Origin of the sequence: Bradyrhizobium retamae, assembly GCF_001440415.1 — a bacterium.
Lineage (GTDB): Bacteria > Pseudomonadota > Alphaproteobacteria > Rhizobiales > Xanthobacteraceae > Bradyrhizobium > Bradyrhizobium retamae.
This window is the reverse complement of sequence record NZ_LLYA01000180.1, coordinates 1-23,441: the sequence shown is the minus strand read 5'-3', so window position 1 is coordinate 23,441 and position 23,441 is coordinate 1. Positions and strand designations below refer to the sequence as shown.

Annotated in this window: 13 protein-coding genes; 5 read left to right on the top strand and 8 right to left on the bottom strand. The window is 63.2% G+C overall.

The window, feature by feature from the left end; translation table 11 throughout:
- The first annotated feature begins 248 nt into the window (after positions 1-248).
- A complete protein-coding gene (locus CQ13_RS29075) occupies positions 249-854 on the top strand; it encodes a pyridoxamine 5'-phosphate oxidase family protein (protein WP_057846258.1) in 606 nt (201 codons plus the stop codon).
- Between the two features lie 37 nt (positions 855-891).
- On the opposite strand, the gene CQ13_RS29070 is transcribed toward CQ13_RS29075, so the two are convergent.
- Positions 892-2,499 carry an AMP-binding protein gene (locus CQ13_RS29070; RefSeq protein ID WP_057846257.1) on the bottom strand — a complete coding sequence of 536 codons (1,608 nt, stop codon included), beginning with the start codon at positions 2,497-2,499 and terminating at the stop codon, positions 892-894.
- A 190-nt stretch (positions 2,500-2,689) separates the two neighbouring features.
- Positions 2,690-3,577: a non-homologous end joining protein Ku gene (ku, locus tag CQ13_RS29065; protein ID WP_057846256.1), complete on the bottom strand. Its 888-nt coding sequence runs from the start codon at positions 3,575-3,577 to the stop codon at positions 2,690-2,692.
- Between the two features lie 99 nt (positions 3,578-3,676).
- On the opposite strand from ku, the gene ligD reads away from it, so the two are divergent.
- Entirely contained in the window at positions 3,677-6,367 is a 2,691-nt protein-coding gene (gene ligD / locus CQ13_RS29060) for a DNA ligase D (protein ID WP_057846270.1), read from the top strand.
- A gap of 102 nt (positions 6,368-6,469) precedes the next feature.
- On the opposite strand, the gene CQ13_RS41680 is transcribed toward ligD, so the two are convergent.
- Positions 6,470-6,634 (bottom strand): DUF3309 family protein, encoded by a 165-nt coding sequence (locus CQ13_RS41680; RefSeq protein WP_065727178.1) that lies wholly within the window; start codon positions 6,632-6,634, stop codon positions 6,470-6,472.
- Positions 6,635-6,799: 165 nt separating this feature from the next.
- Between CQ13_RS41680 and CQ13_RS29055 the strand changes: the two genes are divergently transcribed.
- Positions 6,800-7,111: a polyhydroxyalkanoic acid system family protein gene (locus CQ13_RS29055; protein WP_057846255.1), complete on the top strand. Its 312-nt coding sequence runs from the start codon at positions 6,800-6,802 to the stop codon at positions 7,109-7,111.
- Between the two features lie 3 nt (positions 7,112-7,114).
- Here CQ13_RS29055 and treY read toward each other — a convergent pair whose 3' ends face one another.
- Genes treY through treS form a run of 5 tightly spaced genes read right to left on the bottom strand, consistent with a single transcriptional unit; the run spans position 7,115 to position 19,173 of the window.
- A complete protein-coding gene (treY, locus tag CQ13_RS29050) occupies positions 7,115-9,904 on the bottom strand; it encodes a malto-oligosyltrehalose synthase (protein WP_057846254.1) in 2,790 nt (929 codons plus the stop codon).
- A gap of 4 nt (positions 9,905-9,908) precedes the next feature.
- Positions 9,909-11,660 (bottom strand): malto-oligosyltrehalose trehalohydrolase, encoded by a 1,752-nt coding sequence (treZ, locus tag CQ13_RS29045; protein ID WP_057846253.1) that lies wholly within the window; start codon positions 11,658-11,660, stop codon positions 9,909-9,911.
- Positions 11,657-13,732 carry a glycogen debranching protein GlgX gene (glgX, locus tag CQ13_RS29040; protein ID WP_057846252.1) on the bottom strand — a complete coding sequence of 692 codons (2,076 nt, stop codon included), beginning with the start codon at positions 13,730-13,732 and terminating at the stop codon, positions 11,657-11,659. The genes treZ and glgX overlap by 4 nt, the downstream gene beginning before the upstream one ends.
- A gap of 3 nt (positions 13,733-13,735) precedes the next feature.
- Positions 13,736-15,883, bottom strand: coding sequence for a 1,4-alpha-glucan branching protein GlgB (gene glgB / locus CQ13_RS29035; protein WP_057846251.1), 2,148 nt, complete (start codon positions 15,881-15,883; stop codon positions 13,736-13,738).
- A complete protein-coding gene (gene treS, locus CQ13_RS29030) occupies positions 15,880-19,173 on the bottom strand; it encodes a maltose alpha-D-glucosyltransferase (protein WP_057846269.1) in 3,294 nt (1,097 codons plus the stop codon). The genes glgB and treS overlap by 4 nt, the downstream gene beginning before the upstream one ends.
- 297 nt (positions 19,174-19,470) lie before the next feature.
- Between treS and malQ the strand changes: the two genes are divergently transcribed.
- The gene (gene malQ, locus CQ13_RS29025) at positions 19,471-21,417 is read left to right on the top strand and encodes a 4-alpha-glucanotransferase (protein WP_057846250.1); all 1,947 of its coding nucleotides are present in this window, start codon (positions 19,471-19,473) and stop codon (positions 21,415-21,417) included.
- Between the two features lie 72 nt (positions 21,418-21,489).
- Positions 21,490-23,295 (top strand): glycoside hydrolase family 15 protein, encoded by a 1,806-nt coding sequence (locus CQ13_RS29020; RefSeq protein ID WP_057846249.1) that lies wholly within the window; start codon positions 21,490-21,492, stop codon positions 23,293-23,295.
- The last annotated feature ends 146 nt before the right edge of the window (positions 23,296-23,441 follow it).

The window sequence follows — 23,441 nt, the reverse complement described above, 5'->3', positions numbered from 1 at the left end:
GGAACGCGCGCCCGATGACAAACTCTGCGATATCCGGGGGCAGTGTTGATAAGGTCCCGGATGTCGCCGGGCTATACTACTACGCGAAACTGCCGCTGCACCCCGGCTCGTGCCGCGCTCGCGTCCTGCGGCGCACCCAGCGCGCAATGGCATTCACCTTCGTCATCGGTAAGTGATATGCTTCCCCGTGATCTGACCCGGGCCGCTTCGTATGTCCAAGGTGATCCAGAGCAGGAGGACGCAACGCCATGGCTGAGAGCGTCATGTATCACGAAGGTAACAGGCAATTGCAGGACCGGTTCGACAGCCGCCGGATTTCGGATCGGCTGGAAGAGAAGCTGATGCGCAAGGAATTTTCGGCCGACGACAAGCAGTTCATCGAAGGCCTGCCCTATTTCTTTCTGGCGACCGCCGATGCCGAAGGCCGTCCGGATTGCTCGTTCAAGGGCGGGGCGCCGGGGTTTGTGCGTATCACCGGGCCGTCCGAGCTCGCATTTCCGGACTATGACGGCAATGGCATGTTCAAGAGTCTCGGCAACATTGTCGTCAATGCCGATGTCGGCCTGCTGTTCATCGCCATGCACGACAAGCCGCGGCGTTTGCGTGTCAACGGCAGCGCCAGCGTGAGCGACAGCGACCCGCTGCTGTCGGAGACCGTCGGCGCGCAGCTCATCGTTCGCGTGACGGCGCGTGCGATCTTCCCGAACTGTCCGCGCTATATTCCGACGATGGGATCGATCGAGCCGTCGATCTATGTGCCTCAAGCCGGACAGGACGCGCCGGAGCCGGCGTGGAAGGGTTTTGCAGATTTCAAGGACTGCATCCACCCGCGGCAACCGACGTTCAAGGGTTAGGGGGTGATTGCAGCCCGCACCGAAAATCACTCTTGGCCTAGATCGCCGTCATTTCGCCCTTGGTGCAGGCGTCCCGCAGCTTGAATTTCTGGATCTTGCCCGATCCGGTTAGCGGGAATGCGTCCACGACGTACCAGTGTTTTGGCGTCTTGTGCGGAGCGAGGGAAGCGCGCATGTAGGCGATCAATTCTTCCTTGTCGATCGCGGCGCCGGGCGCCGGGCGGATGAAGGCTGCGACCTCTTCGCCCCATTTCTCGTGCGGCAGGCCGATGACGGCGACATCGCCGACCTTGGGATGCTTGAACAGCAGCTCTTCCAGCTCGCGCGGATAGATGTTTTCGCCGCCGCGGATGATCATGTCCTTCAGCCGGCCTTCCACGGTGCAGTAGCCGCGTGCGTCCATCGCGCAGAGATCGCCGGTGTGCAGCCAGCCGTCGGCATCGATCGCAGCCGCAGTCGCATCAGGCATTTCGAAGTAACCGATCATGACGTGATAGCCGCGGGTGCAGAATTCGCCGATCGTGCCGATCGGAACGGTCTTGCCGGTGTTGGGATCGATGATCTTGGTTTCCATATTGGGCAGCGGCAGGCCGATCGTGTTGGCCTTGTCCTCGACGCTGTCATGGGTGCGGGTCTGCGCCGCGACGGGAGAGCATTCCGTCTGGCCGAAAACAATCGTAAAGGGTGCGCCGAGCTTTTCCTCCAGGAGCCGCACCAGCGAGGCCGGCACTGTCGAGCCGCCGGAGCAGATCGCCTTGACGGAGGACAGATCGGTCGCCGCGAATGTCGGGTGCTCCAGCATCGCAACCAGCATGGTCGGCACGCCGAGCATGGCGTTGCCGCGATAGGTCCCGAGCATTTCCAGCACGAGGCCCGGCTCGAAGGCCTCGACCAGCACCTGGGTTGCGGCTTTCGATACCGCGCCGATCACGCAGCAGACGCAGCCGCCGGTATGAAACAACGGCATCGTGGTGACGAAGACGTCGCCGTCGTCGACGCCCATCCGGTCGGCGGTATCGGCACCATTGTTGAGCAGCCCGCGATGCCGGAGCAGGGCGCCTTTCGGAAAGCCCGTCGTGCCCGACGTATACTGGATCATGACGGGATCGTCGGGGCCGACGGCCGGCAGCTTGATGCCCTCGTCGTCGCCTGCGGTGATGAAGTCATTCCAGTCGTCGAAGCAGATGATCTCGCGGAGCTCGGAGCAGTTTGGGGCCACCGCCTGCACGGTCTCCAGCATCGGATTGCCGCGGAAGCCGTTGACCACGAAGATGCCGGCGGAGCGCGACTGCTTCAGCACATATTCAACCTCCCGGGCGCGGAAGGCCGGGTTGACGGTGACGAGCACCATGCCCGCCATGCCGGCACCGAATTCGAGCATCATCCATTCCGGGATGTTCTGCGCCCAGACGGCAATGCGCTCGCCGGGCTTGAAGCGCGACAGCAGCGCGCGGGCGGTGCGCTGGGCTTCGCGATAGAACTGTGCGTAGGTCCATTGCCGCCGCTGCGCCGGGTCAGGCACGCCCGCGATCAGGGCGAGGCGATCGGGCGCGGCTTCAGCCGCCTTGCGCAAGAGATCGCCGAATGTCATCTCCCGTACCGCAGGCGTGGTCGGTCCTGCGACGTGCGACTTCGTCAGTGCCATTCATTCCTCCCCGGCCCGGCGCCATTATCCTCGGTGGCGCCAGTTCCCAAGGGAAAATGCCTTCCAGATTCGGGTAATGCAAGCGGGATAGAACGTGGCCGAGGAGATGGAAGGCTAGGAAGGGGATCCGGCAGTAACCCCGTCATTGCTTCGTCGCTGACGCTCCTAACAATGACGGATGGATGGGGCCTCAGCCGGCCTTGCGGTGCCTCGCCGACGACCGGTGTGCTTTCCTTGCTGTCCTCCGGCGTGCCGGCGCCCGCCGCGAGGCCGGGGCTTGTGCGCGCCGTTTCGTCGCCGCCTTGCCCTTCAGGCTCGCCTTCAGCGCGTCCATCAGGTTGATGACGTTGTCCGCTCTCTCCTCGGGCTCGGCGACCTTGACCGGCTTGCCGGAAGCCTTGCGCCGCACCAGCGCCTTCAGCGCGTCCTCATATTCGTCCTTGAATTTCGAGGGATCGAAATGCGCGGCCTTGGTCCGAAGGATATGCCCCGCAAGTTCGACCATGTCCTTGGTGATCTTCGGTGTCTTGATATCATCGAAGAAATCGTCCTCGTCGCGCAGCTCGTACGGATATCGCAGCGTGGTGCCGAGCAGGCCCTTGCCGAGCGGCTCGATCGCCATGACGTGCTCGCGGTTGGTCAGCACGATGCGCGCCAGCGCCACCCGTTCCTCATCCTTCATGGCGTCCCGGATCACCGCGAAGGCGTCCACCGCGGCCTTGCCGTCGGGGGCAATGTAGTAGGGGCGGTTGTAGTAGCGCTTGTCGATTTCGTCCCGCGGCACAAAACTGTCGATCTCGATCGTATGATTGCTCTCGATCTGGACGGCTTCGAGTTCCTCCTTTTCGATCTCGACATACTGGCCCTTTTTCAGCTCATAGCCGCGGCCCTTCTGGTCGCTCTCGACGACGTCGCCGGTCTCGGCATCGATCATTTGCTGCTTCAGCCGGTTGCCGGTCTCCTTGTTGATCATGTGAAAGCGGGTTTTCTCGACGGATGTCGACGCCGGATACAGCACGACCGGACACGACACCAAAGAGAGCTTCAGCGAGCCTTTCCAGTAGGCGCGGGGGGCCATTGCAATCTCCGGGCGCGGTTTGGGTTTGGGAACTTCAACGGTTAGTATGGGTTTTCGTTCCGGGCGTTGCCGCGGGGCGGATTTGATCGAGGTGTGGCCGTGGCGTTGAAGAAGCTCAGCACGTACCGCAAGAAGCGCGATTTCGGCAAAACGGCGGAGCCCTCCGGCGACGTCGAGGTCGCGCCCGCCCGAGAGCAGCGGTTCGTGATTCAGAAGCACGATGCGAGCCGGCTGCACTATGATCTCAGGCTGGAATTCGACGGCGTGTTCAAATCCTGGGCGGTCACCAAGGGGCCGTCACTCGACCCCCACGACAAGCGGCTCGCGGTCGAGGTCGAGGACCACCCGCTCGATTACGGCGATTTCGAAGGCACCATTCCGGAAGACCAATACGGCGGCGGCACGGTGATGCTGTGGGACCGGGGCTATTGGGAGTCTGATGATCCCGATCGCGGTTTCAAGAAGGGCGACCTGAAATTCACCCTGCATGGCGACAAGCTGCATGGAAGCTGGGTGCTGGTGCGGATGCGCGGCGACCGCTACGGCGGCAAGCGCACCAACTGGCTCCTGATCAAGCACCGTGACGAATTCGCTAGGGAAGGCGAGGATAACGACATTCTCGACAAGGACCGTTCGGTTGCCTCCGGGCGCACGATGGAGCAGATCGCGCAAGGCAAGGGCAAGGCGCCAAAGCCGTTCATGCTGGCCACGAAGACAAAGGCCGACGCGGTCTGGCAATCGAACCGCGGCGATGCCGCCGAAGCGCGGAGCCTGCGGAAGACAGCCGCTTTGCGGGCCGCGCCGGAGATCAAGACGCGCGCCCCCGCCCCGACGGCCAAGCCGAAGAAGGTCACGGCGATACCGGATTTCGTGGCGCCGCAGCTTTGCACCGTCGTCGAGCGGCCGCCCGGCGGCGCGGGCTGGTGTCACGAGATCAAGTTCGACGGCTACCGGGTGCAATTGCGGGTCGAGGACGGCGATGCGGTGCTCAACACCCGAAAAGGCCTCGACTGGACCGACAAATTCCGGGCAATCGCCGAGGAAGCGAAATCGCTTCCCGACGTGCTGATCGATGGCGAGATCGTCGCACTCGATCATCACGGCGCGCCCAACTTCTCGACCCTGCAGGCGGCGCTGTCGGACGGCGACAGCGAGAGCCTGATCTTCTATGCGTTCGACCTGCTGTTCGCCAATGGTGAAGATCTTCGCAAGCTCCCGCTCGGCGACCGCAAGGCGCGGCTGAAGAAATTGCTGGAGGCGCAGAAGGGCAAGGACAAGCAGATACGCTATGTCGAGCATTTTGAAAGCGGCGGCGATGCCGTCCTGCAATCGGCCTGCAAGCTCGAACTGGAGGGCGTTGTCTCCAAGAAACTCGATGCGCCCTATCGCTCCGGCCGCACCGAGAGCTGGACCAAGGCGAAATGCCGCGCCGGGCACGAGGTGGTGCTGGGCGGCTGGAAGACCACCAACGGCAAGTTCCGTTCGCTGATGGCCGGCGTCTACCGCGGCGATCATCTCGCCTTTGTCGGTATGGTCGGTACCGGTTTCGGGCAGGACAAGGTCCGCCGCATCATGCCGGCGCTGAAGGCCGCAGCCTCCGACAAGAACCCGTTCGGCGGCAAGAACGCGCCGAAGAAGACCCGCGATGTGCATTGGCTGAAGCCCGAACTGGTTGCCGAGATCGAGTTCGCGGGCTTCACGGCGGATGGAAACATTCGTCAGGCCGCGTTCAAGGGCCTGCGGCAGGATAAGCCGGCCGAGGAGGTGGAGGCGGAAACACCGTCCAAGGCAGGCGTCGCGCAGCCGAAGCCTGGCAAGGGCAAGGGCGAGACCAAGGGCAAGACCAAGGGTGCGGTGGTGCGGGCAACGCCCGCAACGACGAACAAAACCGGCGACGTCATGGGCGTGGTGATCTCAAAGCCGGACAAGGCGCTGTGGCCCGACGCCGGCGACGGCGAGGGCGTTACAAAGCTCGACCTCGCGCAATATTTCGAGGCTGTTGGCGAATGGATGATCGGCCACCTCAAGGGCCGTCCATGCTCGATCGTTCGCGCGCCCGACGGCATCCATGGCGAGAAATTCTTTCAACGCCACGCCATGCAGGGCGCGTCCAACCTCTTCGAACTGGCCAAGGTTTCGGGCGACCGCAAGCCCTATCTGCAGATCGACCGGGTCGAGGGACTGGCTGCGGTGGCGCAGATCGGCGGCCTCGAATTGCATCCCTGGAATTGTGCGCCGGACGCTTACGACACGCCGGGACGTCTGGTTTTTGATCTCGATCCCGCGCCCAATGTTGAATTCTCCGACGTCATCGAGGCGGCAAAAGAGATGCGACAGCGGTTGACCGCTGTTGGTCTCGAAAGCTTCTGCAAGACCACCGGCGGCAAGGGGCTGCACGTGGTGACGCCGCTGCTGCATGGCGCAAGAGACAAGGTTTCATGGAAGGAGGCCAAGGCCTTCGCGCAAGGCATCTGCCAGTGGATGGCGAATGATGATCCCGAGCGCTATCTGCTCAACATGTCGAAGAAGCTGCGCAAGGGAAAAATCTTCCTCGACTATCTTCGCAACGACCGGATGTCGACGGCGGTCGCTGCCTTGTCGCCCCGTGCGCGCGAGGGTGCTACCGTGTCGATGCCATTGACTTGGACGCAGGTGCGCGGCGACCTCGATCCGAAGAAGTATACGATCCGCACCGTGCCGTCGCTACTGGCGAAGACGAAAGCGTGGGAGGGCTACGATGACGCCGCAGCGTCGATCAAGCCGGCGATGAAGAAATTGGCCTCAATGTAGGGCGGGCAACGCGACAGCGTGCCCACCATCTTTTATCTCAACAAGAAAGGTGGGCACGGCGCAAGTGCGCCTTTGCCCACCCTGCGATTCTCGACGCGTGGCTCAGATCTTCCCGAGCAGCAGCAGGATCAACAGGATCACGATTACCAGGCCGAGTCCGCCGCCGCCGTAATATCCGGTGCCATAGAACGGGCCGCCACCGATGCCACTGAAACCGCCGAGCAGGGCGATGATGAGAATAATCAGAATGATTGTGCCGATAGACATGAATCTCTCCTCAGCCCGAAGCAGGGCGCGTGTCTATCCTGCCTTCGTGGAGAGTAACAAGCGTTAATCACGAAAGTTCCGGTCTGGGAGGCGATCGTACGGTCGTCCCTTACTTTCGAACCGCGTATAATTACATGTAGCCAGATCAGGGAGGATTTTTCAGCGATGACCAAACCGCTCGTGGTTTCCATCCCGCATAGTCTCGGCCGCGAGGAGGCGATGCGCCGCCTCAAGACAGGACTGTCGCGCGCCGCTTCCAGCGTACCGATGCTGACTGTCGACGAGGAGCGCTGGGAAGACAACCGCATGATCTTCCACGTTCGCGCCCTCGGGCAAGGCGCAGCAGGCCATGTCGATGTCGCCGACGATCACGTGCAGGTGGAAGTGGTGTTGCCATGGTTGTTGCAGCGCTTTGCCGAAGCGGCCCAGGCCGCGATCCGCAGCCGCGGCCAGTTGCTGCTGACCAAGAAAAGCTGACGTTCAGCCGCGACGGCGCCCTGGTGTGGGTTTTGTCGCGCCATTGTACCTGGCTTTCAGCACCGCGACCGGCAGAAGCGTCAGCAGGTCTGACAGGCGCAATTGCGCAGCATCGGCGTCGGCAAAACCTTCCATCGCGTAGCCGCCGACGTTCAGCGTGGCGTCGTAGTTCTCCGGACCGGGCCAATGTCTGCCGCCGTCGGTAAACGGCGCAAACCATCGTGTGACCACGACGATCGCGGCCTCGCGGCCTCGCCGGCGGGCGAACGCGATGAAATGGTCGCGCCGCGGCCCGCTAACTTCCAGGGGCTCGTAGTCACCGCTTGTGAACGTATCGGCGAGCTCGGTTCGAAGCTTGAGCAGATGCTGTGTCCAGGCCAGCTTCAGATGACCGCTCGGCCACTTCTCGACCAGCCGATCCCAATCCGGATTCTCCACCACGACCAGCCGGCCTGCGCGTTCGGCAAAGTCGACGGGCCGCCGGTTGTCCGGATCGACCAGCGAAAAATCCCAAAGTTCCGTCCCCTGATAGAAGTCCGGCACGCCCGGTATCGTCGACTTCAGCGTGGTCTGGCTGAGCGAGTTCAGGGCGCCCAGCAACGAGAGCCGCAGCGCCAGCGTCTGCAGGGAATTCAGGAATTCGCCTGAGCGCGAAGGATCGAGAATCTTCGCGATGAAGCTCTTGACACCCGTCTCGTAGGCCGCGTGGGGATTGAGCCAACTCGTTTCCTGCTTGCCTTCGCGCGCCGCCTTCAGCGCATATTCCTGCATCCGGTCCACGAACGAAGCGTCGTTCGGCTGCCATGCCCCCACCAGCGCCTGATACAGCATGTATTCGAACGCCGCCGAGGGCGCGCGCAGATCGCCATCGACGGAAAGATGCGGCGCGTTGAGCAGTTTCCATCGGGCTACCGTGCCGGTCCATTCGCCCGGAATTTCCGAAAGCGCCAGGATTCGAGCGCGGGCATCCTCGCCCCGCTTGGTGTCATGCGTCGCCGTCGCCGTCATGCCGTGCGGCGATGCGCCGGCGCGGGACCGCATCATCCCATGAAATTCGCCGGCCGAAAGCGCCTGTGCGGCGGGATCGCCGCCGACCTCGTTGAGGGCAAGCAGGCGGTGGTAGCGGTAGAACGTCGTGTCCTCCAGCGACTTTGCCATCATCGGTCCGGTGAACTGCTGCATCTTCAAAGCAAACCGGCGCACCCGCGGCGCGCTATGGCGGGTACGTCCAGGCTTGATCAGGTCCATTGTCAGGGCGTCGCGCAGGAAATCGAAGATGCCGTCATCGGCGGCAAACCAGTCGGCGCGCGCCCGTTCGATCGTCCCTGCTATCAACTGGCGGTCATGCGCGGATGGGCCCGACGCTGTCAGGTAGGTGCGGTAAACCGGAAAATGCAGCACGTAGAGTTCGAGTGCCTGCCGCAGGCTGTCGGCGGAATAGTCGCGGGTGGAATAATGCCCGCTGGCGATCCGCGCCAGGAGGCGCGTCAGCACCGTGAACTCGCTGGTCAGCAGCGTTTCCAGCACGCGACGCTTGGCCTCCCGCAGGATCGGTTCGAGTTTCGGCGAAAGATTGCTGATCTGCCGCCAGACCTCGTCGAGCGGCTCCAGGCCGCTTCCGTCGGTCAGCACATGGGTGATTGCGTTTAGCCACTCATAGCCGGTGGTGCCGTGAACGCCGGCAAACGGCGGCAGCTTTTCGTGCTCGCCGAGAATTTTCTCGACCACAACGTAGAAGGGCCTGCTCCGCCCGCCAAAGCCATCGCGGATCAACCGGCGCAGGCGCTGGAAATACTGGACGGGATCGCGCAGGCCGTCGATGTGGTCGAGCCGCAGGCCCTGCAGCTTTTCCTCCGCGATCAGCCGTTTGACCTGGCGATGGATCACCTCGAAGGTGCCGGTGTCCTCGACGCGCAGGCCCGCCAGCGTGTTGATATCGAAGAAGCGCCGGTAATTGATGTCACTGGAAGCGAGCCGCCAGTGGCCGAGCTTGTAGTGCTGGCGTTCGAGCAGATGATGCAGCGCCAGCGTTGCAGCGGCGCGATCCGGCCCGGCCCGATAGGCTGCAAGCCCATGCGCGATGATCTCGGCGGCGCCCGTGATGCCCTTCAATTCGGCTTTGAACGCAGGTGCTTCCTTGCGGTTGGGGCGTCGCGGTCCCTGATAGCGGGAGGCCAGCGCAAGCATGGCCCTGCCGGTCGCACTTTCCTCCGCGCCCGCTTCCTTGACGATCATACGCAGGATTTCGCCATAACGCTCCGGCGCGATCGGCAGCCGATGCTCAAAGTACCAGGCCGAAAAATTGCCTTCGCAGGCGTCATAGCGCAATTCGATCTCGCCGTTTTCCAGCGCCTGACCGTAGGACGAGCCGATGATCGGCAGCAACACCCCGCCGCGGGCGCGATACGGCAACTGTTCCCAGTCGATGTCGAAGGATGCCGCGCGCGGCGAGGTAGGCCCCCACTCCAGCATGTCGAGCCACCATGGATTATCGTCAAAGTGCACGCCGACATGGTTGGGGACGAAATCGAGGATCAGCCCGAGATCGTGTTGTCGCAGCATGGCGCTCAGCCGCTCGAAGCCGGCTTCGCCGCCGAGCTCGGGATTGAACTGGGCGTGGTCGATAACGTCGTAGCCATGCGCGCTGCCCTTGCGGGCGCGCATGAAGGGCGATGCATAGAGATGGGTGATGCCGAGCGCCTTCAGGTAGGGCACCACGGAAGCGGCGGCGTCGAAATCGAAATCCGCCGACAGTTGCAGGCGGTAGGTCGCGATCGGGATCGCCGGGGGCATTTTCCTATCCGATGCGCCAGTGCACCGACCATGGCGGGACGCTATTGCCCAACTCGCTACCCCAGATCAGGGTTCCTGCAGCTTCGCCGTGGCTGACGGCCTTTTCCGACAGGTTGGCGGTGAGGCGAAGCGCGGCGCCATCGCCCATACGCCAATCGGCTGTCAGCAATCCGTTGCTTTCCGCCTCTGCTTTCCCAAAAGCCGTGCCAGCCAGCCGCGGCACAATCTCCTGCCGCCGGACCTGCAATAGTTTTCGCACCATGGTCAGGCGTTTCCGCCCCGCCGGAGCGTCGCGGCCATCCCAGTCGAGAACGGCGGAATCGCGGGTCGAAGCGGCGAGCGCGTCGGGGACTTCATCGCCATATTCCGCATAGGCCCAGGCCAATTCGATGCGGCGGCCCTTCCGAACCGCGTCGGCGAGTTCGCCGCCGAAATCGCAGAAAAACGGGAAGGGAACCGTTGAGCCCCATTCCTCGCCCATGAACAGCATGGGGATGTGAGGCGCGATCAGCAGGACCTGAAGCGCCGCCTCGATCATCCGCGCGTCGACGTTGCCTTCCAGCCGGTCGCCCAGCGCACGATTGCCGATCTGGTCGTGGTTCTGCAGGAAGTTGATGAAGGCGGTCGGCGCGAGATGGCCGCTTGGCTCGCCACGCCTGACGCCGCGAAAAGCCGATGGCTCGCCCTGGTAGACGAAACCCGATGACAGCGAGCGGGCGATATCCGATCTCGGCGCGCGCTGGTAATCGCCATAATAGCCCTGCTTCTCGCCGGTCATCAGCACACGCCAGGCGTGATGGTAATCGTCGTTCCATTGCGCGCGGTATTTGCCGTGTGGTGGGTCCTGGACGGAATCCAGGATGCTGGCGCGGTTGTCGCCGTTCTCCAGCACGAGGTGAATGTGCCGGCCGGTTTCTGCGGCCAATTGGCCGGCAGCGGCGCTGATATCGTGCAGCAGTGACAGCCCGCCCGGTTCAACGATCGAGTTGACGGCATCGAGCCGCAGTCCATCGAAGCGGTAGTCGCGTAGCCAGGAGAGCGCGTTCTCGATTGTAAAGGCGCAGACTTGCCTGACGCGATAGTCGATCGCACTGCCCCATGGCGTGTGGGCTTCGGTGAAGAAGGAGGGCGCATAGCGGCCGAGATAATTTCCTTCGGGGCCGAAATGGTTGTAGACGACGTCAAGCATCACCATCAGCCCGCGCAGGTGCGCCTCGTCGATCAGCTCCTTGAGATCTTCGGGACGGCCATAGGAGCTGTCGGGTGCGTACCACAAGACGCCGTCATAGCCCCAGTTGCGGGCGCCGGCGAAATCCGCCAGCGGCATCAATTCCAATGCGGTGATGCCGGTCTCTACGAGATGGTCGAGCCTGTCGATCATGGCGCGATAGCTGCCTTCCGCGGTGAAGGTGCCGACATGCGCCTCGATGATCACCGCCTCCTGCCACGGCCGTCCGTGCCAGCTTGCGGCCCGCCAGCGATACGCGTCATGGTCGATCACTTCGCTCGGGCCGAAAACGTCCTCGGGCTGAAACAGCGAAGCTGGATCGGGGACATCGAGTTCGCCATCGATGCGGAATTTGTAGCGTGCGCCGGCCTTGACACCGGCAATATCGGCCGTGAACCAGCCGTCTTCGCCGCGCCTCATCGCGTGAGGCTGCTCCAGCATCACCTCGATGCGTTTGGCCGCCGGCGCCCACAGCCGGAACCGCGTGCCGTAGTTTGTCAGAAGCGGGCCGAATTGCCGGTCATTCATGCCGCGCCCGCAAAGACAAGCACCGATCGCGGCGGCGCGCTGGTTTCGACGCCCGAAGCGAATTCGGCGGCGGCCAGTACGGCCTCGGTCGTATTCAGTACCTGCTGCCAGCTCTTGTATTCGGGCATCCGCGGCAACTTGAAAGCAATCTCTTCGGGCGCAGCGTTCAGCACGATAAAGATCGGCGGCTGACCTGGTTCCAAAGGCCCCAGTACATAGGCGAGGAACCGTCCTTCCGGAAAATTCCAGTCGGCTTCCTGCATCTCCTCGGCTGCCGGCGTCAGCCACAGCACGCCGTAAGAGCCGTCCTTGCGCCGCCCGGAGAGCCAGCGCTGGTAGCGCAGTTGCGGGAAGCGCCGGCGCAGCGCGGTCATGTGGCCGACGAAATCGGTCAAGTCCTCGCCTGGCTTGCCGAGATTTTCCCAGTTGACCCAGCCGATCTCATTGTCCTGGCAATAGGCGTTGTTGTTGCCATTCTGCGAATTGCCGACTTCATCGCCGGCCAGCATCAAGGGCGTCCCCTGCGCGAGGAACAGGCAGGCGAGCTGGTTCCTGCGGAGTTGCCGGCGCAGCGCCACGATCGCGGTGTCAGTGGTCGGGCCCTCATGGCCGCAATTGTTACTGTGGTTGTCGTTGGAGCCGTCGCGATTGTCCTCGCCGTTCGCCTCGTTGTGCTTCTCGTTGTAGCTGAACAGGTCGGTCAGCGTGAAACCGTCATGGACGGTGATGTGATTGATGCTGGCGCGCGTTGCTCGATTGTCGTGATGGAACAGGTCGGATGAGGCGGTCATGCGGCGCGAGACCTCGCCGATCAGGCTGCCTTCGCCGCTCCAGTAGCGCCGCAACGCACTGCGATAACGGTCGTTCCATTCCGACCATTGCGAGGGAAACGCGCCGACCTGATAGCCGCCCAAGCCGAGGTCCCACGGCTCGGCGACGAGTTTTACGGTTGCCAGCACCGGGTCCTGCCGCACGGCCGTGAGGAACGAGGAATTGCGGTCAAAACCGTTCGGCCCGCGCGCCAGCGTGGTGGCGAGGTCGAAGCGGAAGCCGTCGACGTGACAGACCTCGACCCAGTAGCGCAGCGAATCCATCACCATCTGCAGCACGCGCGGATGGGTGAGATTGACCGAGCTGCCGCAGCCGGTGAAGTCGTCATAGTAGCGCGGATGCTCTTTGTTGAGCCAGTAATAGGACGCGTTATCGATGCCGCGGAAACATAGCGTCGGGCCGAGATGATTGCCTTCGGCGGTGTGGTTGTAGACTACGTCGAGCATCACTTCGATGCCGGCATCGTGCAGCCGCGCCACCGTGGTGCGGAATGCATCGAGCGCATTGTCCTGCGCATAGCGCGGCTCCGGCGCGAAGAACGCCAGCGTGTTGTAGCCCCAGTAATTGGAGAGCTTCTTTTCCACCAGCACCCGGTCGTCGATCAGGCCGTGGATCGGCAACAGTTCGATGGTGGTGACGCCGAGCCGCTTGAGATGGTCGATCATCGCCGGCGAGCACAGCCCGCCATAGGTGCCGCGCCAGCCCGGCGCCACGTCGTCGCGCCTCTGCGTCAGGCCTTTGACGTGGGCCTCATAGATGACGGTGTCTTCCCAGGCGACGGTCGGCCGTATCTCGCGGCGGCCCCAGTTGAAGCTCTCGTCGACCACGACCGCCTTCGGCATGCCGCGGGCATTGTCGCGGCGGTCAAACGAAAGATCCTCGCGCGCGCTCCCCGTTCGATAGCCGAAATGCGCGTCGCTCCACACCAGCCGGCCGGCGAGCCGCTTGGCATAGGGATCGAGCAACAGCTTGTTGGCGTTGAAGCGGTGTCCCCGCTCCGGCGCGTAGGGGCCGTGAACGCGATAGCCGTAGAGCTGTCCGGGCGAGACGTCGTTGAGATAGCCGTGCCAGACGTCCTCGTTGCGCTCGGGCAGTTCGATTCGCTCGAGTTCGCGGCGGCCCTGGCCGTCGAACAGGCAAAGCTCGACCTTCTCCGCATTGGCCGAGAACAGCGCAAAGTTGGTGCCCCTGCCGTCCCAGCTTGCTCCGAGGCGGGCGGGGCTTCCCGCGGACAGTCGCATGCGTCAGCTTTCCGGTACGAGAAAGATCGCAGCCAGAGGCGGAATGGTTAGGCTGAGTTCGGGGATGCTGCCTTCCAGGGTCTGGACTTCGCCGACGTTGCCGACATTGCTGCCGCCATAATGCGCGGAGTCGGAATTGAGCGCTTCCCTCCACTTGCCGGCGAACGGCACCCGGACGCGGTAATTGTGATAGACGTTCGCCGAGAAGTTCACCACCACGAGGCAGCGCGCGTGCGCATCGAAACCCTTGCGCAGCCAGGCAAAGACGTTGCCGCCGGAATCGTGGGTGATGACCCATTCAAATCCCGCCTGGTTGCAATCCATCTGGTGCAGCGCCGGCACGCTGCGATAGAGCCGGTTGAGGTCGCGGATCAGGTTCTGCATGCCGCTATGGCGGTGCTGCGCCAAAAGGTGCCAGTCGAGCGAATGATCGTGGTTCCATTCGCGCTCCTGGCCGAACTCGCAGCCCATGAACAGGAGCTTCTTGCCGGGATGGCCGAACATGAAGCTGTAATAGGCACGCAGGTTCGCAAAGCGCTGCCACTCGTCGCCGGGCATGCGGCCGAGGATCGATCGCTTGCCGTGCACGACTTCGTCATGCGACAGCGGCAAAATGAAATTTTCCGAAAATGCGTAATGCAGGCCGAACAGCACGTCGCCGTGATGATGCTTCCGGTAGATCGGATCCTTGCCGATATATTTCAGCGTGTCGTGCATCCAGCCCATGTTCCATTTGAAGCCGAAGCCGAGCCCGCCATATTCGACCGGCCGCGAGACCTGCGGCCATGCGGTAGATTCTTCCGCAGCCGTGGTGGCTTCCGGAAAATGCTCGAACAGTTCGATGTTGAAGCGGCGCAGGAACTCGATGGCTTCGAGGTTTTCCCGGCCGCCAAGCCGGTTCGGAATCCACTCGCCGGCGGGCCGGCTGTAGTCGAGGTAGAGCATCGAGGCGACGGCATCGACGCGCAGGCCGTCGACGCCGTAGCGATCGAGCCAGAACAGCGCGTTGGAGACCAGGAAATTGACCACTTCGGTGCGGCCGTAATTGTAGATCAGCGTGCCCCAGTCGAGATGGCGGCCCTGCATCGGGTGGGCATGCTCGTAGAGCGCGGTGCCGTCGAAATAGCCGAGCCCATGCGGATCGTCGGGAAAATGTCCGGGCACCCAGTCGAGCCACACGCCGAGCCTCTCGCGATGACAGGCATCGACGAGGGCGGAAAAATCTTCCGGTGGGCCGAACCGGCTGGTCGGTGCGTACAGGCCGGTCGGCTGATAGCCCCAGGAGCCGTCGAACGGATGTTCGCTGACGGGCAGAAACTCGAGATGGGTAAAGCCCATATCCTTCGCATAGGCCGGAAGCTGTTCGGCGAGGTCGCGATAGCTCAGCCATTCGTTGCCGTTCTTGCGCCGCCAGGAGCCGAGATGAACCTCGTAGATCGAGATCGGCGCCTCCAGCGCGTTGATGCCCGATGGCGCCGGGCGCGGACGCGGAATTCTGTTTTCGTCGACGACGATCGAGGCCGTTGAGGGCCGGACTTCCGCCGCAAAGGCCACCGGATCCGATTTCAGCGGCAGATGCCGTCCGTCGGAGCCGGTAATATCGAACTTGTACCGGTCGCCGGCGCGGGCATGAGGCACGAACAGTTCCCAATAGCCGACGCCGCGCACCCGCATCGGATGCCGCCTCGCATTCCAGAAATTAAAATCGCCGACCACGCTGACCGCCTTGGCGTTCGGCGCCAGCACCACGAACGCCACGCCGTCGACGCCATCGAGGATCATCGGATGCGCGCCGAGCTTGTCGTAGATCCGCCGGTGGGTGCCTTCGCCCAGGAGATAGAGGTCGAAGTCGCCGAGCACGGGCGGAAAGCGGTAGGGGTCGTCGAGATCGACGACGTTCTCGCCGAAGCGGGCGCGGAGCTGGTAGCGTTTCGATCCGTTCGGCAGCGCGCCTGCAAACAGCCCGGCATCGTGAATGCGCTCAAGCGGCGCCGTCTCGCCTTGCTCGCCGATCGCCTCCACGTTGGACGCTTCGGGGATGAAGGCGCGCACCACGCTGTGTCCGCCTTCGTTGTGCAAGCCCAGATATCGGAACGGATCCGAATGCTTGCCTTCGATGATTGCGTAGGCCTCTGCAGATAGCTTGGTCATGAGGCCTCGAAGGATGGTTGTGACAACATCTTGATAATTCCGCTCAGTGGCACGCGCAGCCATTCCGGCCGGAATGACAGTTCGTGTTCGATCTCGTTCAAGGCCTTCTCGAGCAGGAAGAAGGTCAGCAAGCCGTCTGCCGCTGTCGGATCGGCCGGCCAAAGCCGTTGGTCGGTCATCGCTTCGCGGTAGGCGGCGAGAAATGCGGCCGTCGCCCGGTCCCGCCATTCGCCAAGCGCCGCGCCGAGCTTGCCGTGGTCATCGTGGGCTACTTTGAGCGCGCGCTCAAGGGCCGCGGTTGCCGAATAATCGATCGAGCGGATCAGGCTTGCGATGTCGCGTGCTGCGGGCATCTTGCGCCGGCGTTCGGCGATACTGCGCCGCGGCGCGCCTTCGAAGTCGATGATGAAGATATCGTCCTTGACGATCAGCAACTGGCTGAGGTCGAGGTCGCCATGGCCGCGAATGTTGGCGGCGTCGACCTCACGCAGCAGCAGCGATTCCAGCCAAACCGGCAGGGCCGGCTGCAACGCCAGCACCTGATCGGCCAACGCTCGGTCGGCGTCCTTCAGCGCCTCTCGCCGCTGCCGAAGCGCATCGAAGACGCGCCCGGCGCTGAGCATCAGATCGTCGACCCAGCGCTGCACGTCGTCGCGGCTGGTCGGCTCCGGCGCGAATTCGGCAAGCTCGCCGTTGCTGGCGAGCGCAACATGCAGCTCGGCCACGCGCCGTCCGGCTTGCGCGATGTAGCGCAGATAAGGGATCTCTTCCTCGCGCTCGCCGGGATGGATGCTCGTTGCGAGCAGGCTCTGCTCCTCGACGAAGCGATCGAGATAGGCCGCACTCATGGTCCAGAGGTCGCCCTGATTGGCGATGAAGGCGTGAACGACGCCGACCGCGCTCTTCTCGTTGCCCTCGACCAGCTCGGCGCTGCCGAGCAGTGCCGGCGCATTGGGAAAGTTGGCGACATCAGTCAGGAAGCGTCCCATCTCGATTTCGGGATTGGGACCGGCCTGAAGCGTCCGGTACATCTTGACGACATAGTCATTGTCCACCAGCGCGGTGCTGCGCGGCAGTTCGGATTCAATGGTGCGGATGTGCTCCGGCTGCCGGATCGACTTGTCGCCGAAGCGGCTGGTCGGGCGAAATTCGAGCCGCAAGCCCTGTTCGCTCTCGTCGACCATCAGCGACTGCTGCAGATTGCGCAAAAACAGCGCGACGAAGATCTGGTCGGTGGCAACGTCGAGCAGCGTTCCCTCACGCGCGCCCTGGCGAACGGCGGCCAGCGCATGCGGATTGTAGCGCTCGCGGTCGAAGCGCACCCATTCGATCTGCATCGGCAGCACGTAGCGCGTGGTGACGCCGCGCTGCGTCGCTTCGAAGAAAGCGAGCCATGGACGGTTGTCGCCGATGTCGCAGAACGGAATCGCCGACGTCAGTTTCGGATGGATCGCCTTGGCCGAGCGTTCCGGGTACCAGCGACTGCGCGCCAGATGTCCCGGAAGCACGTCGCGCTCGAACACGCCGCGCTCGCGCGCCAGCGATACCCAGGTCGCGTTCAACGGCACCACCAGCGTTTCAAACTCGGGGACCGCGCGCTGCGGCACCGGCGCCGATTTGTCGCGCTCCTGCAGTTCGAACCAGTAAAAGCCGTAAGGCGACAGCGTGATCATGTAGGGCAGCTCGCCGATCGCCGGGAAGCGCGTGCGGCCGAGCATTTCCAGCGGGATGCGGTCCTTGAAGGCGGAGAGGTCCAGTTCGGTCGCCTGAGCCGATCGCGACAGATTGGCGACGCACAGAATGACCTCGTCCCCGTGCTGGCGCACGTAGCACAGCACCGAGCGGTTTTCCGGGCGGATGAAGGTCATGCTGCCGCGGCCGAAGGCGATCGTGGATTTGCGAACCGCGATCAGCCGCTTGGTGGCAGAGAGCAGCGAGGAGAGGCTGCGCGACTGCGCCTCGACGTTGACGGACTCATAGCCATAGACCGGGTCCATGATGGTCGGCGCGTACAGCCGCGCGGGGTCGGCACGGGAGAAGCCGCCATTGCGATCCGGCGTCCACTGCATCGGGGTGCGGACGCCGTTACGGTCGCCGAGATAGATGTTGTCGCCCATGCCGATCTCGTCGCCGTAATAGATGATCGGCGTGCCCGGGAATGAGAACAACAGCGAATTCATCAGCTCGATCTTGCGCCGGTCATTGTCCATAAGCGGCGCCAGCCGCCGCCGGATGCCGACATTGATGCGGGCGCGGGGATCGTTGGCGTAGGTCGACCACAGGTAATCGCGCTCGACGTCGGTGACCATTTCCAGCGTCAGCTCGTCGTGGTTGCGCAGGAACAGCGCCCACTGGCAATTGCTTGGAATATCCGGCGTCTGGCGCAGGATGTCGGTGATCGGAAAACGGTCTTCCTGCGCGATTGCCATGTAGATGCGCGGCATTAGCGGAAAGTGATAGGCCATGTGGCATTCGTCGCCACGGCCGAAATATTCCTGTACGTCCTCCGGCCATTGATTGGCCTCGGCCAGCAGCACCTTGCCTTTTGCGTAGGCATCGAGTTCGCTGCGCAGCCGCTTGATGATGGCATGCGTCTCCGGCAGGTTCTCGTTGTTGGTGCCGTCGCGCTCGCAGAGATAGGGAATGGCGTCGAGCCGGAAGCCGTCGACCCCGGTGTCGAGCCACCGCTTCATCACCTGCACCAGCGCGCTCACCACGCGCGGATTGTCGAAATTGAGATCCGGCTGGTGCGAGAAGAAGCGGTGCCAGTAGAACTGGCCGGCTTCCGGGTCCCAGGTCCAGTTCGACTTCTCGGTATCGGTGAAGATGATCCGCGTGCCCAGATATTTCTGGTCGGTATCGCTCCAGACATACCAGTTGCGGGCAGAGGAATTCGGGTCCGAACGGCGGGCGCGCTTGAACCAGTCGTGCTGATCGGAGGTGTGGTTGATGACGAGCTCGGTGATGACCCGCAGGCCGCGCTTCTTGGCTTCCTGGATGAAGCGCCTGAAATCCTTCATCGTTCCGAAATCGGGGTTGATGTCGCCGTAGTCCGCGATGTCGTAGCCGTCGTCGCGGCCGGGGGAGGGATAGAACGGCAACAGCCACAATGTGGTGACGCCAAGGTCCTGCAGGTACCCCAGTTTCTCGGTCAGCCCGGCAAAGTCGCCGATGCCGTCATTGTTGCTGTCGGCGAAGGCCTTGACGTGCAACTGATAGATGATCGCATCCTTGTACCAGAGCTCGTCGGTGGCGACCTCTGCGGCTGGCGCCTCCTTTGCTTCGACCACAAGCTTGCTATCCGGATTCAGCGGATAGGTACCGTCGATAGGAAGGGAGACGCCGGCGTTGGAGCTCTCGGCGGTTTGCGCTTTTTTGTTCACGGTGATGCCATTGCCATGGAAATGACGTCCCCGTTTCGTTTGCAGAAAGGGAGACGTTCCGGACATAGATAGAAAGCCGCTCGGCTTGCTTTGGTTCCAGCGGAACCGTTGGCGAGCCCGAACGTTGGACACGGTCTATCTCCTTCCCGTAATTGGACAATTTCGCGACATCGGTTTGATGTTTGCGTGCAAAGTATGTGCCGAATGGATCTTTTCGCTCAAGCTAAAGCTCTGGGAATTCAAACCGAATTCCTGGATGGCCAGGGTAATCGCCGTGTGACAGACGCGGCCGCCCTCAAAATTATCCTGGATGCCTTGCCGCGGCAGGCGCCGGGGCCGCTGGTCGGCCATCCGGTCGTGGTCCGGTCCGGACGGCCGTCGCGAACCGAACTTCCCACAGCCACGCTTCCGGCGGAGTGGAAAATCGTTGCGGATTCAGGAGTTATCGCCAAGGGCGAGAGCTCGGATCATGCCATCGACTGGCCCAAGGACCTGCCGCTCGGCATCTACCGGCTGCAGGTGAGCGATGCCGCGAGGGTCGAGGATGTGCCGCTGATTTCGGCGCCGGAACGGGCGTTTGGCGGCGAGTTCGACCGCTGCTGGCTGCTCGCGGCCCAGCTTTACGGCGTCCGCTCGGCGCGCAATTGGGGCATGGGCGACTACACCGACCTCGCAAGCCTGATCGAACTCGCCGACCATCTCGGGGCCGACGGCGTCGGCCTCAATCCCTTGCACGCCCTGTTCGACGATCGTCCGGGCGATTGCAGTCCGTATTCGCCAAACAGCCGGTTGTTTCTCAACGCGCTCTATATCGACGTTGAAAAGATTCCCGAATTTCAACTCGATTCCGAAACGAGCGAGGCGCTGGCGCCGTTGCGGGCACGCGCGGTCGTCGATTATGTCAGCGTCGCCGGTTTGAAATGGCGCGCGCTTCGCTCCGCCTTTGCTGCCTTCAAGGCCAATGCCAACCCGGTCCGCCAACAGGATTTCGACAAGTTCCGCTCCGAGTGCGGTACCTTGCTGTCGCATTTTGCCTGCTTCGAGGTACTCCGGCACAAATTCGGCAAGCCGTGGTGGGAATGGCCGGAAGAGTGGCGGCACCCGGACGAGGCCAGATGCGCTGCCTTGCGCGAGGGCGCGGACGCCAGTGAAATCGAATTCGTCGAATTCGTGCAATGGACCGCGGACCGGCAGCTCGGCGCGGCCAGCGATCTGGCGAAGAAGCTCGGCATGAAGGTCGGGCTCTATCTCGACGTCGCGGTCGGCGTGCAGGCAGACGGGTTCGATGCCTGGAACGAACAGGTCGCGATCTCTCGCCATCTCGGCGTCGGCGCGCCACCCGATCCGCTCAACACCGCCGGCCAGACCTGGGGCCTTGCCGGCTTCAATGCGGCAGGGCTCGAGCGGCAGTCCTTTGCGCCGTATCGCGACATGCTGCGCGCCTCGATGCGGCACGCCGGCGCGATCCGGCTGGATCATGTGCTCGGGCTGAAGCGGCTCTATCTGGTGCCGCAAGGCTTCACCGCACGCGACGGCGTCTATGTACAGATGCCATTCGAGGCGCTGCTCGCGGTAACCGCGCTGGAAAGCCTCACGCATCGCTGCGTCGTGATCGGCGAAGACCTCGGCACCGTGCCGGAAGGGTTTCGCGACCAGATCGCCGATTGGGGCATCTGGTCATATCTCGTGATGATGTTCGAGCGCGACGACCACGGATCGTTCCGCAGCATCGATCATTACCTGACCAACGCGCTCGTCACCTTCAACACCCATGATCTCTCGACCTATGCCGGCTGGCGTTCGTTCGGCGATCTCAAGCTGAAGCGCTCGCTCGGGATCGATCCGGGCGAGAGCGACGATGCGCGCTGGCGCGCGCTTGCCATGCTGGACAACGTGCTGCGGCATCACGCCATCTACCGCAACGATCTCTATTCGGTCGCAAATTTCCTGGCACGGACCAAATCGCGGCTGCTCGCGGTCTCGCTGGAGGATCTGCTTGGGTTGGTCGACCAGCCCAATATCCCCGGCACCGTCAACGAGCATCCGAACTGGCGGCGGCGGCTTCCGGTGTCGATCGAGGAGATGACGTCCAAGGTCGACGTCGCCGCACTCAAGGCGGCAACTCATGAGCGGTCGCGCGCCGCGATCTGACGAGTTCGAGGAGGAAGGCAGAGCGAGATGACAGTCGGAAGAAATGCCACTCCGTTCTGGCGGTGAATCACCTTGTCGTGCCGGATCGAAGACTATGGTTTGATCGGCGATTGCGAGACCGCGGCACTGGTCGGCCGCGACGGATCGATCGACTGGCTATGCTGGCCGGCCTTCGATTCCGACGCCTGCTTTGCAGCCCTTCTCGGCACCCATAAGCACGGTCGCTGGCTGATCGGCCCGGTGGAGGAAGTCACCGGCACCTCGCGCAATTATTGGGGCGACACCCTGATCCTGCAGACGCGGTTCGAGACCGCTGACGGCGCGGTCGAGCTGATCGACTTCATGCCGCCGCGCGGCAACGCCTCCGATGTGGTGCGGTTGGTGCGCGGCCTTCGCGGCCGGGTCAGGATGCACATGCAGCTTGTCATCCGCTTCGGCTTCGGCACCGATATTCCCTGGGTCAAGAAGACCGAGGACGGCTCCGCCCTGCTCGCTATTTGCGGGCAGGACATGACGGTGTTGCGTACCCCGGTGGAAACGCGCGGGGAGGACCTGACGACGGTCGCCGATTTCGAGGTCGTCGAGGGCGATACCGTCCCCTTCGTGCTCACCTACGGCCCTTCGCATCTGCCGGTGCCCAAGCCGATCGATCCTGCCTATGCCTTGCACGATACCGAAGCGTTCTGGACCGAGTGGAGCAACCGTTGCACCTATGAGGGCGAATACCGCGCTCTCGTGATGCGCTCGCTGATCACGCTGAAGGCGCAGACCTATGCGCCGACCGGCGGCATCGTCGCTGCGCCGACGACCTCGCTGCCGGAAAAACTCGGCGGCGCCAGGAATTGGGATTATCGCTTCTGCTGGCTGCGCGACGCCACCTTCACGCTGCTGGCGCTGATGAACTCGGGCTATACCGAGGAAGCTTCCGCCTGGCACCATTGGCTGTTACGGGCGGCGGCGGGTTCTCCCGCCAACATGCAGATCATGTACGGCATCATGGGCAACCGGCGTCTCCTGGAATGGGAGGCCACGTGGTTGCCCGGCTATGAAGGCGCACGTCCCGTGCGGGTCGGCAACGCCGCGCATGCGCAACTGCAACTCGACGTCTACGGTGAATTGATCGACGCCTTTCACCAGTGGCGCGTGGCCAAGCTCGAAATGGATGAAACGAGCTGGGCGCTGGAATGCGCCGTGCTGCAGCACCTCGCCGGCCGGTGGGATCAGCCGGACCACGGCATCTGGGAGCGCCGCGGCGCGGGCAGGCATTATGTCTCGTCGAAGGTGATGACCTGGGTCGCGTTCGACCGCGGTATCAAGAGCGCCGAGATGTTCGGCTTCAAGGCGCCGCTTGTGAAGTGGCGGGTGCTGCGCGACGCCATTCACGCCGACGTCTGCGCGAAGGGCTTTGACGCTGAGCTGAACGCGTTCGTCGAGTCATACGGCTCAAAAATGCTCGACGCGAGCATCCTGTTGCTGCCGTCAGTGGGATTTCTGCCGCCGGAGGACCCCCGCGTGCGCGGTACGCTTGTCGCGGTCGAACAGCATCTGATGCAGGACGGTTTTGTGCTGCGGCATGACCCGCGGGAAGTCCCGGCGGAGAAACAGCCGGCCGAAGGTGCGTTCCTCGCCTGCACGCTTTGGCTTGCGGACGCGTATGTGCTGGCGGGCGAATTCGGCAAGGCGCAGGAGTTGTTCGCCCGCGTCGTCGCAGTCGCCAACGACCTCGGCCTCTTGGCCGAAGAGTACGATACGGTGGCTCGTCGCCAGACCGGCAATTTCCCGCAGGCGCTGACGCATATCGCGCTGATCAACACCGCGCAGAACCTCAGCGTGGCGAAGAAGTCGACCGAGAAACCGGCGATGCAGCGCTCGAAATAGCGGGCGAGGCCGGTAGGGTGGGCAAAAGGCGCGCAGCGCCGTGCCCACCATCTCACGCGTTGCTCGAAAAAGGTGGGCACGCTTCGCTTTGCCCACCCTACGAGGCTGTGAATCTTTTCATGGCGGAGGGTCGGCGGCCATGATTC

Bases quoted from the DNA above. Each gene is read 5' to 3' on its own strand.
- CQ13_RS29075 (WP_057846258.1), top strand. From the start codon at position 249: ATGGCTGAGAGCGTCATGTATCACGAAGGTAACAGGCAATTGCAGGAC.
- CQ13_RS29070 (WP_057846257.1), bottom strand. From the start codon at position 2,499: ATGGCACTGACGAAGTCGCACGTCGCAGGACCGACCACGCCTGCGGTA.
- ku (WP_057846256.1), bottom strand. From the start codon at position 3,577: ATGGCCCCCCGCGCCTACTGGAAAGGCTCGCTGAAGCTCTCTTTGGTG.
- CQ13_RS41680 (WP_065727178.1), bottom strand. From the start codon at position 6,634: ATGTCTATCGGCACAATCATTCTGATTATTCTCATCATCGCCCTGCTC.
- CQ13_RS29055 (WP_057846255.1), top strand. From the start codon at position 6,800: ATGACCAAACCGCTCGTGGTTTCCATCCCGCATAGTCTCGGCCGCGAG.
- treY (WP_057846254.1), bottom strand. From the start codon at position 9,904: ATGCCCCCGGCGATCCCGATCGCGACCTACCGCCTGCAACTGTCGGCG.
- treZ (WP_057846253.1), bottom strand. From the start codon at position 11,660: ATGAATGACCGGCAATTCGGCCCGCTTCTGACAAACTACGGCACGCGG.
- glgX (WP_057846252.1), bottom strand. From the start codon at position 13,732: ATGCGACTGTCCGCGGGAAGCCCCGCCCGCCTCGGAGCAAGCTGGGAC.
- glgB (WP_057846251.1), bottom strand. From the start codon at position 15,883: ATGACCAAGCTATCTGCAGAGGCCTACGCAATCATCGAAGGCAAGCAT.
- malQ (WP_057846250.1), top strand. From the start codon at position 19,471: ATGGATCTTTTCGCTCAAGCTAAAGCTCTGGGAATTCAAACCGAATTC.